The following is a 12,921-nucleotide window of genomic DNA, read 5'->3' on the forward strand; positions in this document are numbered from 1 at the left end:
TCGCGGCGCAGGATTTCCAGCACGGCGGGGTATTCGTCGCGCATGTAGATGAAACAGGTTTCCGCCTCGACCGCCCAGGCGGCAATCAGCATCCCCTCGAGGAAAAGATGCGGCGTGCGTTCAAGGTAGTAACGGTCCTTGAACGTGCCGGGTTCACCCTCGTCACCGTTTACCGCCAGGTAACGCGGGCCCGGATTGGCGCGCACAAAGCCCCATTTCTTGCCGGACGGGAAACCAGCACCGCCAAGCCCGCGCAGGCCGGCGGACAGGACCTTGTCCTGGACCGCTTCCCAATCGCCATCCTGACGCAGGTCGGCCAACACCTTGTAGCCACCTTCAGCCTTGTAGGCGTCAAAGGTTTCATAGTCGGGAATGCGGGCATGGGTTTCACCCGCAGCGATCGCGGCCTGCACCGTTTCCGGCGTGGCATGATCGATGTGATTGTGCCCCAGTTCCAGCACCGGCGCGGCATCGCAACGCCCCATGCAGGGCGCCCGCAGGACACGCACCTGGGTCGGGTCCATCCCCTTTTCCAGCGCCGCGCGCAGCTGTTCCGCACCCGCCAGTTCGCAGGACAGCGAGTCGCACACACGGATCGTCAGCGCGGGCGGCGGGGTGTCGTTTTCCTTGATGACGTCGAAATGCGCATAGAAGGTCGCGACCTCGTAGACCTCGGCCATGCTCAGGCGCATGTCTTCGGCAAGGGCCCGCAGGTGCCGGGCCGAAAGATGTCCAAAGTGGTCCTGAATCCGGTGAAGGTGCTCGATCAACAGGTCACGGCGGCGCGGCGCATCCCCGAGGAGAGAACGAACCTCGGCCAGTGCTTCGTCATCATACTGACGGCCTTTCGGCGTGTGACGCCCCTTGCCTCGGCCTGTCTTCCAGATACCCACGTCATCGAGCGACATGTTCAACGATCCTCTCGGTTTTTAGACCTTCAATACTTTCCCAATAATCAATTTATTTTACCCACGGTCAACACCAAATTTTGGCACCGAAGGGAAAAGGGCATCGCTGAAGAGGATGGAATCGTGCACTTGGCGCGGTCGATCCGAACGGCGCCTGCCTTCGCAGAGAAACAAATTTCGCGGATAGGAAATTTATATTTTTTAATTTATAATCAATTACTTGACGCGAACCACACGTCTCAACACGAAACACTGGGTCGCACATTCAGTCGTGTTCTTCGCGCGATAGATCTGGCCGCCGCCACTCCTTAGATGGCGGTGACAACCGGTCGATCTGAAGCGCTCAATTAACAATGCCAGTGAAATTCAGCGGCAAGCCTCGCTGCCTGGGCTTTCGACCCGCCCTTGCCGATGAGATTGGTGACCGTTGTCGCGCGCCCAGAGAGCAAAACGCGTTGTCATCCGACGCCTGAAAGCCCGGGAATCAGGCTGGAGAATCGACTTGGCGGCGAAGACTCGCACAGGGGTGGAACCGCTTTTGGCAGGACCTGCGCCGGAACAGGGTCAGCCGGGCCAGTTCACCAGTTCTGCCTCTATCTGGCCGCGCAATGCATTGCACATTCGCAGGCCCATGGCTGTCCGCAGGTCATCCGGGGTCACGCTGCCAACCCGCACTTTTCCGGTCGACAACAGCTGCGCCCGCATGACCCCCGGCAAGACCCCGTCCGACAGGGGCGGTGTCACCCACTGATCCCCCTGACGAACCAGCAGGTTGGTGATCGTGCCTTCGCAGACATGCCCTTTCTCATTCAGAAAGACCGCCTCGTCCACGCCTTGGGGAAGTGCTGCGCGCATGTCATCGTAGAGACGTCGGCGCGTGGATTTCACCCGCAGCCAAGGGTCTTTCGAATCGAGCGTTGCCGGCGCGATGGCAACACGCCAGACAGCCGCAGGGGGCGGCAAGGACGCCGTTGTCGTCTCGAGCCGCCCGTCGCTGTGCAATACGGCGCGCACCCGCAGCGGGTCTGCCCCATCGATCCCCGCCAAGACACCATCAAATGCCCCGGGATCAAAGCGGAACCCCAGCTTGCGGGCCGCGAGGCACATCCTGTCCCGATGCCGACGCGCCAGGACCACGCCCTGCCCCGGCTGCCACAGCATGGTTTCGATCAGGCCGGTTCCTGCTGGAACGTCGCGAAACGGCTCTTCCACAGCGCCTCCTCGTATTCATTGTCTGCACGGCTGTCCCAGACGAGGCCACCGCCGACATTCAGTACCGCTGTGCCATTCTCGACCAACAGCGTCCGGATCGCCACGTTGAATTCCGATCGCCCGTCGGGTGCCGCCCAGCCGATGGCGCCGCAATAGGCCTCGCGCGGGGCCGTCTCCAGGTCGTTGATGACTTCCATCGCGCGGATCTTGGGCGCGCCGGTGATCGATCCACAGGGAAACAGGGCCCGGAAGATATCGGAAAGTTCAATGCCGGGCGCCAGCCGCGCCTCGATCTGGCTGACCATCTGGTGCACGGTTTCATAGGTCTCCACCTTGAACAGTTCCGGCACGGATACGGTTCCGGGCGTCGCGACCCGGGACAGGTCGTTGCGCAAGAGATCAACGATCATCAGATTTTCGGCCAGGGTCTTTTCATCCCCAGCCAGCCAACGGCGCAGGTCCGCGTCTTCTTTCGCCGTTCGTCCCCGCGGCGCGGTTCCCTTCATCGGGCGCGTCGCTATTCGGCCGTTCTCGTCGACGCGGAAGAACAGCTCGGGCGAGCGCGACAGGATAGCCGGGCCATCATCAGGCATGACCAGCGCGCCGTGCGACACTGGTTGACGGGCGGAGAGCGCACCGTAGAGTGCCCTCAAGTCACCTGAACAGGGCGCGCAAAGCGGAAAGGTCAGGTTGGCCTGGTAGATGTCCCCGGAACCAATCCAGTCATGAACCTGCGCAAAGGCGCTGGCGTAGCGTGTCGCATCCCAGTCCGGTCGGAAGATCCCCAGACTGAAATCTCCGCCCCGAGGCGCTGAGGCGGGTCCGGGTGCGGGATAGACGCCAAAACACAAAAGCGGCATGCGCCGCCTGCCCGGCATCCGGTCTTCAAGGCGCGGCTCCAGCGCATAGCCCAGTTCGTAGCTGGCATAGCCGGCAAGCCACTGCCCCGCCTGGCGCGCAGCATCGAGCTCCGCGAGTGCCGTCGGCACGTCCTCTGTGCTGTCGGCACGGATCAGGCGCGACGGGTTGGCAAATTCTGCTGCCGCATAGCCGGGGCCGAAATCGAACCGTATTTCCATCCTGCGCCCTGCCCAGAAGACCCGTTTCCAGAGTCGGGAGCGATACAGCAGGACGGCCTCGGGTTCAAATTATTTCACTCAAGGGAAATTCACGAAGAGCTGAAGTGGCTCTTCAGAAGATCGATAATCGCTCACTTCTGTGAAACTTGGCTGGGGTGGTAGGATTCGAACCTACGGTACGCGGTACCAAAAACCGTTGCCTTACCACTTGGCTACACCCCAACCGTGGCGCGCTACTTACGATGAGGTTTCAGCGGGATCAAGACCAAAGTTTCAGGAATTTCACTTACCCGCCATCTGCGCCGGACCACCCTCTGCCGGAGCCTCTCCGAAGAAGCGGAACTGGGCCCGCCCGGCGCGTTTGGAGGCATAGAGTGCCATATCTGCCTGCTCCAGCAACTCGTCAGGATTGTCGATGCCGCCGCTGGCGGTGGCGATGCCGATACTGGCGGAAACCCGGCACTCCCGGCCGTCGTAGCTTACCGGTTCCTCGATCCGGTCTATGAGATCGGCGGCAATCTCACCAAGACGCTCGGGCCGCATCAGGCCACCGAAGACAATCAGGAACTCGTCCCCGCCGACCCGGACTGCGGTATCATCCTTGCGGATAACGTCCGTCATGATGCGCGCCACATGCCGCAACACCAGATCGCCGGCCGCATGCCCCAAGGTGTCGTTGACCTGTTTGAAGAAATCCAGGTCGATGTGCATCAGGGCAAACGGTTCCCTTCCGCGCTTGAAACGTTCCAGCACCGCGTCAAGCGCCCGGCGGTTGCGCAGCCCGGTCAGGGTATCCGTGAACGCCCGTTCTTCGGCGGCGACCATCGCTCCCTGAAGCCTGGTATTCAGGTTCCGGGACGCATCCATCGCCGCGGACTTTGCCTCGACCAGGTACAACATTTCGACGGCAAGATCCGTGGGCGCAAAATCCGAACTGGTCAGGGCATAGTCCCGCACCGCGCTCATCACATGGATGCCGAAAGACAGGTTGACCACCGCGCCACCCTGTCCATCGGCAACAAGCACGCCGTAAAGCTGTGTGCGGACACCGCCGCGCAGCCGCAGACGGATCTTGCGGCCTTCGGTCTGCAGCAGCTGCTTCATGCAGGTTACGGCGCGGGGCCTAAAAACCTCGAACACCTCGAGGAAGCGGGCGCCCTCCAGCGGGTCGGGGCTGATCTTGTGAAGGGTCGGGCCGGCCTGGCGGATGTGGCCCGAAGGCTCCAACAGCAAGTGCATCGGGCAGATCAGGTGCAGGATTTCCTCGGGAAGCGTGCTCATCCCTCGCCCGCCCCGCCACTGCCCGCAGCCAGTTCGAACTCTCGCCCCTCGGCATAGGCGGTCTCGATCACCGTCACCATCAGGTATTGTTCGCCCCGGTGCCCGCTTTCGGTATCCAGAAGAACCAGCGCGCCGTAGTCATCGGCCATCGCCCGCAAGACGCCCATCATGACGTAGCCGAACCCGGGCAGGCCACCGCCCACCCGCAGCTTGAACTGGGTGTTTCCGTTGTCCGTCAGTTCAAGGTCAGGCAGAACCAGATCGGCGACCACCAGGCGGCTCCGGTCCGGAAGATCGTCCAGGGAATGCAGGAACTCGATAAAATCGACACCACCAAAGCGCAGCAGGCGGCGCAAGCCTTCACTGTTGGGGTGCGACACGAGGTAGGTGCCGACATCCTCCCAGATCGCCTCGGCCGGCTTGTCCAGCACGGTTTCCGCCGCACCGATCAATGCGCTGTAGGTTTCGGGCGCATAGTTCAACATCGCCTCGAAGTCGGGCACCTCAAGGCCCGCCTTCTCGGCAATGTCGGCCCATATCCCGGGCCCATATGTATCCTCCACAAAGACCTGGAAGGTCCGCAGGATCAACCCATGCATCATGCCATACCTCAACGCCTTGGTCGGAGCATGGCGGTCAGCGATTAAAAATCCGGAAACAGGTACAATTGCCCGGATTTCCGCGGGGAAGCCTGCGGACAAAGACCAGTCTCAGAAATCCGTCGGCGCCCCGCCCTCTGCCTTGCGGCGCGCGACGAAGTCCTCCAGCTCCTCACGGATCGCCACGTCCAGGGGCGGCGCCTCGAACTCGTCCATGATACGTTTGAACAGTGTATGCGCGCGCTCGGCCGTCCAGACAGCGCCAGCCGCTTCCCAGGCCTCGAAGTTCTTCCAATCCGACAGGAAGGGTTGGTAAAAGGCGGTCTCGTAGCGTTCCTGCGTGTGATCGACCCCGAAGAAATGGCCATTGGGGCCGACTTCGCGGATCGTCTCGACCGCCAGTGCATCGTCCGAAACATCGCAGACCTCGGGTTCGAGGTAACGCTGGATCTGCTGCAAAACCTCGCAGTCCATGATGAACTTTTCCGGGCTGGCCACCAGCCCGCCCTCCAGCCAGCCCGCAGCGTGATAGACCATGTTGGTGCCCGACTGGACCGCGGCCCAGAGTGAATGTTCTGTCTCCCACATGGCCTGCCCGTCCGGCACGTTGGCCGCGCAGACCCCCGATGACCGCATCGGCAATCCGTAAAACCGCGCCATCTGGCCGGTCATCTGGGTGGCACGCATGTACTCCGGGGTGCCGAAGGCCGGCGCGCCGGTCTTCATGTCGACGTTCGAAGTGAAAGTCCCGATCACGCAGGGAACACCGGGATTGATGATCTGCGCCAGAACCACCGCCGCCAGCCCCTCGGCCAGGGATTGCGCCACCGCGCCCGCCATCGTCACAGGCGCCATCGCACCGGCCAGCGTGAAGGGCGTCACCACCAGTCCCTGCCCGCGCCGCGCCATGCGCATCCAGCCATCCATCATCGGGTAGTCATGCTTGAGCGGCGAGGTCGAGTTGATGTTGGTGTACATCCGCGGAACCGCCTCGAACTCCTCGTGGCTGATCCCCTGGCTGATACGGACCATTTCCATCACGTCCTCGACCCGCTCCTTGCCCAGTGAATAGGCGTGCATGACCTTGTCGGTCAGTGTCAGCTTGTCAAAGACCACGTCCAGATGGCGCACGCTTGCATGTACGTCCACCGGTTCGACCGGGTAGCCGCCGGCGAAGTGGATGCAGTTGAAATACTGCGTCAGCTTGAGCAGATTGGCACATTGCTGGCGGGTGCCGGAGACCTTCTTGCCGATTTCCAGGTCATAGTAGTTGGGCGGCGACGAGACGTTGCCAAAGAGGATATGCCCGTCCCCGATGGTCAACTTGCGGTCCGGGTTGCGCGGCATGAGCGTGAACTTCGCCGGGGCCTTGGCGACCATCTCCATGACCATGTCACGCCCGATGCGGACGTTCTCGCCCTGGACGGTGCAGCCCGCGGCACGCAGGATCTCGACCGCTTCGGGGTGCAGGAACTCGATCCCGATCTCTTCGAGGATACGCATGGTCGCATGGTGCAGGCGTTCCACGCCCTCCTCGGTCAGCGGTTCCGTGGGGCGATCGATGTTGACGGGCAGACGCCAGGGCATCTGTTCGATTGCCGCGCCACCGCGGCGCCGGTTGCCCGCGCGCCCCCCGGTCCGGCGGCGTTTCTGGGCGGTCAAGATTGCGTCAGCGGCATCCGGCATGGTGGCTCTCCGTGTCTGGTGCCCACCATCACACAGCGCCCGCGATGCACCTTCCTTCGCAAAACCGACGAAATTGGTCGCTTTCAGGTTCCGCGACCAGAGAGCCAGTCCGGAAGATGCCCGATGTCGGGCAGAACCACGTCCGCCATCGGTGCCAGGGTATCCGCATCCGCCATCCCGGTCAGCACACCGGCTGTCCACATGCCTGCGGCACGACCGGCGGCAAGGTCATGCAGGCTGTCGCCGACCATGATCACCCGGTCCGGTGCATGACCTGTCGCCGTGGCAAAGGCCAGCAAGGGCCGGGGCGACGGCTTGGCGCCGTGACCGCTGTCAGCGCCGGCAACGAAATCGAACATCCCCTCGATCCCGGCGGCCCGCAGATGCGCGCGCGCCACGGATTCGCTGTCGTTGGTCATCACTCCCAGACTGAGCCCGCGCGCCGCCAGTCCGGCGAGATAGGGCACCAGCGCCACGGCTTCGCTCAACGGGGCGTCGGCCGCCTCGGCGATGATCAGCGATTCGAGCTCTTCGATACCGCGTTCGGGCAGGATGGGGGCGATCAGTTCGGCAACCTCGCGGTTGGTTCCCGCGATCACCGGGCTGCCAGGCAGGAAACTGCCCGCCTCGAGATCGAACATCAGGGCCCGCGCCAAGCCGTGCCGCCGCAGGTCATCTCCGTCGGCCAGCCGTAGGATCAGGCGCGCCGCAAAGGCGTTCCAGGTTTCAGCAAAATCGAACAGGGTGCCGTCCTTGTCGAAGAGCACCGCCTCGATCGCGGCTAAAGTCATGTCCAGTGTACCGTTTCCCCGCCCGGCAGGGCCATCCGCGCGGCCATAGGGTCCTGCGGCCGAAGACCTTCCGCCTCGCAGAAGGCCATGACCCAGGCATCATCCATCAGGAGGAAATCAAGGACCGACCCCTGAAAGACCGGGTCCTGCAACCACTCCCGGAAGTCCTCCTGAGAGGCCCCGGTCGCGCCCAGGAAGACCGGCAGCAACTCGTCGTTTCCGGCCAGCCAGGCCACCGCCTGCAAGCCGACGGTTTCGGCGGCTTCCCGCGACAGATCCATTTTGATCTCTCTCCGAAAGGGTTTCTTAACCAATAGTCATCAAAGCTGAGCGGAAAGAAAAGTGCAAGCGCGGCTAACTGCGGCTAACCTGCATATGCGGGGGTATCGAAAGATGACCGGAAGGATATTGATAGTGGATTCGGTTCCGACGAACCGCATCATCCTGCGTGTCAAACTGTCCGCCGCCTACTACGACGTGATTCAAGCCGATAACGGAGAGGCCGCGCTGGCCTTGCTGCGCAAACTCTCGCCCGATCTCGTGATTACCGCCACCGACCTTCCCGACATGACGGGGCGTGCACTCTGCGCGGAAATCAACAAGTTGCCGGCCAGCGTGCGCATTCCCGTGGTGATCCTGCATGGCGCCGACGACCCCGGCGAACGGCTTGCATCGCTTGCAGCGGGCGCCGACGATGTGCTGACTCGTCCGGTCGATGATCTTGTCATGCTGGCCCGGCTGCGCTCTCTCCTGCGTGCCCGCGACGCGGAGGCGGAACTGCAGTTGCGCGACGACACTCAGCGCGCGCTCGGCCTTGCCGAACAGGGGACAGCATTCGTGGCGCCGGGCCTTGTCCGCCTGGTCTCTCCGCCGAAACTGCCCGAGACGAAGGCTCTGAGCGAGGGGCTGGCCGCGCGCATTCCCGACCGGATCGAGGTGGTCGACCCCGAGGACGCGTTGCGCGAGCATACCCGCGCTCCGGATGTCGTGGTCGTCGCCGAGGCGCCGGGCAGTTCCGGCGAGGCCCTGACGCTCTTGCCGCAACTGCGCGCCAGCCGTCACACCCGCCATTCGGCGCTGATCTACATCGCCCAGCCCAACCAGCAGCGAGAGGCCGCAAGCGCGCTCGACATGGGCGCGAACGACCTGCTCAGCTCGGGTCTGGACCTGGACGAACTGGCCATCCGGTTGAAGAAACAGGTCGAGCGCAAGCGCACCAATGACCGGCTGCGCGCCAATATGCGCGACGGGCTGCGCGCGGCGGTCTGCGACCCTCTTACCGGGCTCTACAATCGCCGCTATGCGGTGCCGCACCTGTCGCGGCTGGCGGACCGTGCCACGGGCCAGAAACGCCCCTATGCCCTGTTGCTGGCAGATCTCGATTTCTTCAAGCAGGTCAATGACAACCACGGCCATGCAGCCGGGGACGCGGTCCTTGTTACCCTGGCCCAGCGGCTAAAGGACAACCTGCGCGCCGCTGACCTGATTTCGCGCTGGGGCGGTGAAGAATTCCTGGTGGCCATGCCGGACGCCGACCGAACCGCGGCCAAACGTACGGCGGAACGGCTTTGCCGGATCATGTCGCGCCAGCCGGTGACCTTGCCCGACGGCAAGCAGTTGACCGTGACGCTGTCCATCGGGGTCGCAATTGGCCGCCCCGGCCACGAGTCCAGCCCGCTGGAACTGATCGAACGCGCGGATGGGGCGCTTTATGCGGCCAAGCACAAGGGCCGCAACACAGTGGTCATGGCAGACACGGTACGCCCGCTTTCGACGCGCGGCCAGACGCCGCTGGCCAAAACCCTGTCTTCCAAGGACGACAAGGAAGCCGAGGCTCGACGCGCCGGACAGACCTGACAAAAGTCCGCCGCGCTCAGTCGCGCGGCGGTTTCGGCGGCTGGCGTCCGTCGCGGTCCTTGTCCCGTCCATGTCCGCGGCTCCGCATCCGTTCCAGCTCGGCTTCCAGCCGGTCGGCATAGGCGCGACGCTCCTCGGCGCTCATCTCGACCAGGAATTTCACCAGGACCTCCTGGCCCCGCGTCCGCACTTCGACGCCGCGCGCAGCCTGATCCGCAAGCAGTGCCGCAAGGGCTGCCTGGTCGAAGGGGTCCTGCCGCAACAGCTCCAGTCCACGCTGGTAATCCGCAAGATACCCAGCCCGCATTGCACCGGCATCCTTGCGCATCGCCCGCCAGAGCCCTCGACGCAACTCGCGCCGCTGATCCTCGTCGAAGGCGCGCGTGTAAGGCAGCACCGGATCGCTCCGGTCGCCGCGCGGCGCTGGCGGTCCATTGAGGAAAAACCCCACCGCCGCGCCAACCACCAGCAGGTTGAGCGCCAGCGACAGGAACAGCAGGATGCGCAGCCAGCGCCCAGGCCGGCCCGAGGTTTCCATTTCCGACGCCATTGCCTACCCTTCCATCAAAGCAAGGTCGAACCCGCCGAGGGGATCGACACCGAGCGCCCCCAGCCCGGCGGCATCGCCCCCCCAGAATACCGACAGGCTTTCCGGAGAGCTGACCCCGATCAGGATCCCCGCCGCGCAGGCGGTCGCCAGCCCGGTCACGCCAATCCAGCCCCCCAAGGCTTCGCGCAGCTGCGCCAACCGGCCCGGCCTGGGCGGCCGCACAACCGGCGCCGGGGACGCCGCGCGCGGCTGCTCGGCCAACGCCTGCGCCTCGATCCGGGCCAGGAAATCGCCGTCGGGAAGCGGAGCCTCGGCGCGTGCCGCTGCGAAAAACAGCCCCAGCGCATCATCGTCCCGGTTGTCCTTGCGCTCAGTCATCGTCTTCATATCCCAGTTCTGCGCGGCGCCCGATCAGCGCCGCCTCCAATGCCCGCTTGCCCCGCGCCACCAGACTCTCGACCGCGCGCGGCCCGATGTCCATGATCTCGGCGATCTCGGGGTTGGGCAGCCCCTCGATATGACGCAGGATCACCGCCTGTCGCTGCCGGTCGGGCAAGGCGTCCAGCGCCCCCTGCAGTGCCTCGGCGCGGGCCTGTTGCTGCAGCCCCGCCGCTGCCGAGGGTGTTTCATCCAGAGGTTCGGGCACCGAGTCGATGTCCGTCCCGCCACGCCGCCGCCGGATGCGATCGATGCAGAGGTTCGCGGTCACGCGGTAAAGCCAGGTCGAAACCTTGGCCTCGCCCATCCGCCACCCCGGCGCGGCACGCCATAGCCGCAACAGAGCCTCCTGAGCCACGTCCTCAGCCTCGGCCCTGTCGCCGCCCAGCATCCGCATGGCATGCGCGAAGACACGCGGCGCTAGGCGCTGGGTCAGAACCCGCGCCGCGCTGGCGTCGCCGGCGGCGTAATCCGCCAGCAGGTCTTCATCGGCTGCCGCACTCATGGCTTCGAAAGGCATGTCCTGTCCATCGTTCCGCGCTATCCCGGCAATTCGCCGCGTGCAACGGTCCGGGCGGCGGCCAGCGCCGCCCGGTCTCATCACTCAGCTGTCGTCCGACATGTCGGGGCCACCGAAGAACGGAAACCCCATGCCGCCGTGATGGCCATGCCCACCACGATGGCCGTGCTTACGGTCCTTATGGCCAAAGCGGGACTTGCCGCCGCGCTGGAAGGCACCGCGCGCCTTCTCGATCTCTTCCAGCGTCAGCGCGCCATCATCGTCCGCATCCAGCCGGTCGAACATGTCCTGGGGCGCGCGCCGGGCCGGACCTGCAGCCAGTTCATCGGCACTCAGCAATCCGTCGCCGTCCTGGTCCAGCCGCTCGACCATCGTCTGCATCCGCGCAACGCGACGGGCGTCGCGGGCCGCCGCGATCTCTTCGCGAGAGAGCTTGCCATCGCCATCGGTATCGGTGGCCTCGAACCGTGCGGTCTTGAAGGCCTCGATCTCTTCCTTGGTCACCTTGCCGTCGCCATCCGCGTCGATCTCGGCAAACATTTCCTGCATGAAGGCGCCGCGCGGTCCGTGGGCGCCGAATTCCATGCCCTTGGCCGAGGCCACACCTGCGGTGCCCATCGCCACAACCATCGCGCCGGTGATCCAGAGTGCAGTCGTTTTCATTTCCTTGTCCTTCCAGAGCTAGTCTCGGGTGTCCAAGCCGCCCGCTCTCCGGGCGTCTCTGCAGTCTATCACGGCCCACCCCGGCAATTCCGTCGCAAGAAATCGCAGCGCTACCTTCACGCCGCCGTGATCTGTGACATCCGGACGCAATGACGTTTTGCACCCTTCCACCGCATCGGTCGCGCCCCCATCCTGAAAGCTGGAAACGCGAAAAAACTGAGATGTACGACATGCCGGACACACCGGAAAAAGACAGCCTGTGGCCGACGCTGTGGCGGGGCTGGCGGCGACGCTGCCCCAATTGCGGCAACGGCCCGATGCTGTCGGGCTACCTTACCGTGCGCGATCATTGCCCGGTCTGCCGCCAGGAATTGCACCATCACCGGGCGGACGACGGCCCGGCCTACCTGACCATCCTGATCGTCGGGCACCTCATGGCGCCCCTGCTGCATGTGGTCTTTACCACGTGGCGCCCCGAGCCGCTGGTCCTGTTCACGATCTTTGGCGTTGGCTGCGTCGCGCTCTCGCTCTATCTTCTGCCCCGATTGAAAGGGGCGATCGTGGCCTTCCAGTGGGCACGCGGCATGCATGGTTTTGCGCCCCCAAGCTGAGGGGCGCAGATGACCGAGACGACGACCAAGACCATCGACAAGACCGCGATCCGCGATGCCGCCACGGTGGTTGTCCTGCGTGACAGGGCCACGCGTCCGCGCGTCCTGATGGGACAACGCGGTGCCAAGGCCGCCTTCATGCCCAACAAGTTCGTCTTTCCCGGTGGCGCGGTCGATGCGCAGGACGCACAGATCCCGCTGGCCCGCGCCCTGCCCCCGCTCTGCGCGGCGCGGCTGAGCGAGGATTCCTCGCCCGACATGGCCCGCGCGCTGGCCGTCGCCGCCGTACGCGAGTTGTGGGAGGAAACCGGCCAGATCCTGGGGGTTCCGGCCCCCTGGCCCGAATCGATCCCCGAGGACTGGCTCGAGTTCGCCGGCACCGGGCACCGCCCCTCGGCCGAACCACTGCAGTTCATCTTTCGCGCCATCACCCCGCCGGGACGACCACGCCGCTTTGACGCGCGGTTCTTCCTTCTCGACGCGGACGAACTCGCCTCGGATCCGGATGATTTCGACGCCGCCACGGACGAGCTTTCGCACCTGCAGTGGATCGCCGTGGACGAGATCCGCAACTATGACATGCCCTTCATCACCGAGGTCGTGCTGGCAGAGGTTGCGGCGCGCGCAACGGACGAAACACCCCCCGATTCCGTCCCCTTCTTCCGCAACGACGACGAGGAAAGCCTGTTTCTGCGCCTGCATGGTGCCGGTATGCGCGACTGACGC

General features: G+C 64.5%; 15 protein-coding genes and 1 tRNA gene. 3 read left to right on the top strand and 13 right to left on the bottom strand.

Going from position 1 to position 12,921, the window contains the following annotated elements; all coding sequences use genetic code 11:
- The 9 genes from PVW46_RS07710 to PVW46_RS07750 form a co-directional block, all read right to left on the bottom strand.
- Nucleotides 1–908 (bottom strand): NAD(P)H-dependent oxidoreductase subunit E (locus tag PVW46_RS07710; protein WP_274575474.1); only part of this gene is annotated, 908 nt, incomplete at its 3' end.
- A 564-nt stretch (nt 909–1,472) separates the two neighbouring features.
- Nucleotides 1,473–2,120: an aminotransferase class IV family protein gene (locus PVW46_RS07715; RefSeq protein WP_069209882.1), complete on the bottom strand. Its 648-nt coding sequence runs from the start codon at nt 2,118–2,120 to the stop codon at nt 1,473–1,475.
- The gene (locus tag PVW46_RS07720) at nt 2,078–3,199 is read right to left on the bottom strand and encodes an aminodeoxychorismate synthase component I (RefSeq protein ID WP_069209883.1); all 1,122 of its coding nucleotides are present in this window, start codon (nt 3,197–3,199) and stop codon (nt 2,078–2,080) included. The genes PVW46_RS07715 and PVW46_RS07720 overlap by 43 nt, the downstream gene beginning before the upstream one ends.
- Before the next feature lie 147 nt (nt 3,200–3,346).
- A tRNA-Gln gene (locus tag PVW46_RS07725) sits at nt 3,347–3,421 on the bottom strand.
- A 60-nt stretch (nt 3,422–3,481) separates the two neighbouring features.
- Nucleotides 3,482–4,480 (bottom strand): GGDEF domain-containing protein, encoded by a 999-nt coding sequence (locus tag PVW46_RS07730; protein WP_069209884.1) that lies wholly within the window; start codon nt 4,478–4,480, stop codon nt 3,482–3,484.
- Nucleotides 4,477–5,079, bottom strand: coding sequence for a heme NO-binding domain-containing protein (locus PVW46_RS07735; protein ID WP_043136831.1), 603 nt, complete (start codon nt 5,077–5,079; stop codon nt 4,477–4,479). The genes PVW46_RS07730 and PVW46_RS07735 overlap by 4 nt, the downstream gene beginning before the upstream one ends.
- 111 nt (nt 5,080–5,190) lie before the next feature.
- Complete coding sequence (locus PVW46_RS07740) at nt 5,191–6,765, bottom strand: trimethylamine methyltransferase family protein (RefSeq protein ID WP_043136672.1); 1,575 nt, start codon at nt 6,763–6,765, stop codon at nt 5,191–5,193.
- An 83-nt stretch (nt 6,766–6,848) separates the two neighbouring features.
- Complete coding sequence (locus tag PVW46_RS07745; protein WP_043136670.1) at nt 6,849–7,556, bottom strand: HAD family hydrolase; 708 nt, start codon at nt 7,554–7,556, stop codon at nt 6,849–6,851.
- Nucleotides 7,553–7,837: a DUF3572 domain-containing protein gene (locus tag PVW46_RS07750; protein WP_069209885.1), complete on the bottom strand. Its 285-nt coding sequence runs from the start codon at nt 7,835–7,837 to the stop codon at nt 7,553–7,555. Before PVW46_RS07750 ends, PVW46_RS07745 begins: the two co-directional genes overlap by 4 nt.
- Nucleotides 7,838–7,970: 133 nt before the next feature.
- Here PVW46_RS07750 and PVW46_RS07755 point away from each other — a divergent pair, with 133 nt between their 5' ends.
- Nucleotides 7,971–9,413 (top strand): diguanylate cyclase, encoded by a 1,443-nt coding sequence (locus tag PVW46_RS07755; RefSeq protein ID WP_069209886.1) that lies wholly within the window; start codon nt 7,971–7,973, stop codon nt 9,411–9,413.
- A 16-nt stretch (nt 9,414–9,429) separates the two neighbouring features.
- Here the strand turns inward: PVW46_RS07755 and PVW46_RS07760 are convergent, their stop codons facing one another.
- The 4 genes from PVW46_RS07760 to PVW46_RS07775 all read right to left on the bottom strand — a co-directional run bounded on the left by PVW46_RS07760 (nt 9,430) and on the right by PVW46_RS07775 (nt 11,584).
- Nucleotides 9,430–9,963 (bottom strand): periplasmic heavy metal sensor, encoded by a 534-nt coding sequence (locus PVW46_RS07760; RefSeq protein ID WP_052244224.1) that lies wholly within the window; start codon nt 9,961–9,963, stop codon nt 9,430–9,432.
- Between the two features lie 3 nt (nt 9,964–9,966).
- Nucleotides 9,967–10,341, bottom strand: a complete 375-nt coding sequence (locus PVW46_RS07765; RefSeq protein WP_069209915.1) for a hypothetical protein — start codon at nt 10,339–10,341, stop codon at nt 9,967–9,969.
- Entirely contained in the window at nt 10,334–10,921 is a 588-nt protein-coding gene (locus tag PVW46_RS07770; RefSeq protein ID WP_069209887.1) for an RNA polymerase sigma factor, read from the bottom strand. Before PVW46_RS07770 ends, PVW46_RS07765 begins: the two co-directional genes overlap by 8 nt.
- Nucleotides 10,922–11,005: 84 nt before the next feature.
- The gene (locus tag PVW46_RS07775) at nt 11,006–11,584 is read right to left on the bottom strand and encodes an EF-hand domain-containing protein (protein WP_139132328.1); all 579 of its coding nucleotides are present in this window, start codon (nt 11,582–11,584) and stop codon (nt 11,006–11,008) included.
- Between the two features lie 230 nt (nt 11,585–11,814).
- Here PVW46_RS07775 and PVW46_RS07780 point away from each other — a divergent pair, with 230 nt between their 5' ends.
- Together PVW46_RS07780 and PVW46_RS07785 are read left to right on the top strand one after the other, a co-directional pair.
- Complete coding sequence (locus PVW46_RS07780) at nt 11,815–12,195, top strand: DUF983 domain-containing protein (RefSeq protein ID WP_043136818.1); 381 nt, start codon at nt 11,815–11,817, stop codon at nt 12,193–12,195.
- A gap of 9 nt (nt 12,196–12,204) precedes the next feature.
- Nucleotides 12,205–12,918: an NUDIX hydrolase gene (locus PVW46_RS07785; protein ID WP_043136660.1), complete on the top strand. Its 714-nt coding sequence runs from the start codon at nt 12,205–12,207 to the stop codon at nt 12,916–12,918.
- Nucleotides 12,919–12,921: the final 3 nt, after the last annotated feature.

Origin of the sequence: Mameliella sp. AT18 (assembly GCF_028807275.1) — a bacterium.
Taxonomy (GTDB): Bacteria; Pseudomonadota; Alphaproteobacteria; order Rhodobacterales; family Rhodobacteraceae; genus Antarctobacter; species Antarctobacter albus.

Excerpts from the sequence above, each read along its gene's own strand:
- PVW46_RS07730 (WP_069209884.1), bottom strand. The coding sequence starts at position 4,480 with ATGAGCACGCTTCCCGAGGAAATCCTGCACCTGATCTGCCCGATGCAC.
- PVW46_RS07745 (WP_043136670.1), bottom strand. The coding sequence starts at position 7,556 with ATGACTTTAGCCGCGATCGAGGCGGTGCTCTTCGACAAGGACGGCACC.
- PVW46_RS07740 (WP_043136672.1), bottom strand. The coding sequence starts at position 6,765 with ATGCCGGATGCCGCTGACGCAATCTTGACCGCCCAGAAACGCCGCCGG.
- PVW46_RS07775 (WP_139132328.1), bottom strand. The coding sequence starts at position 11,584 with ATGAAAACGACTGCACTCTGGATCACCGGCGCGATGGTTGTGGCGATG.
- PVW46_RS07750 (WP_069209885.1), bottom strand. The coding sequence starts at position 7,837 with ATGGATCTGTCGCGGGAAGCCGCCGAAACCGTCGGCTTGCAGGCGGTG.
- PVW46_RS07760 (WP_052244224.1), bottom strand. The coding sequence starts at position 9,963 with ATGGCGTCGGAAATGGAAACCTCGGGCCGGCCTGGGCGCTGGCTGCGC.
- PVW46_RS07785 (WP_043136660.1), top strand. The coding sequence starts at position 12,205 with ATGACCGAGACGACGACCAAGACCATCGACAAGACCGCGATCCGCGAT.
- PVW46_RS07765 (WP_069209915.1), bottom strand. The coding sequence starts at position 10,341 with ATGACTGAGCGCAAGGACAACCGGGACGATGATGCGCTGGGGCTGTTT.
- PVW46_RS07770 (WP_069209887.1), bottom strand. The coding sequence starts at position 10,921 with ATGCCTTTCGAAGCCATGAGTGCGGCAGCCGATGAAGACCTGCTGGCG.
- PVW46_RS07720 (WP_069209883.1), bottom strand. The coding sequence starts at position 3,199 with ATGGAAATACGGTTCGATTTCGGCCCCGGCTATGCGGCAGCAGAATTT.
- PVW46_RS07780 (WP_043136818.1), top strand. The coding sequence starts at position 11,815 with ATGCCGGACACACCGGAAAAAGACAGCCTGTGGCCGACGCTGTGGCGG.
- PVW46_RS07735 (WP_043136831.1), bottom strand. The coding sequence starts at position 5,079 with ATGCATGGGTTGATCCTGCGGACCTTCCAGGTCTTTGTGGAGGATACA.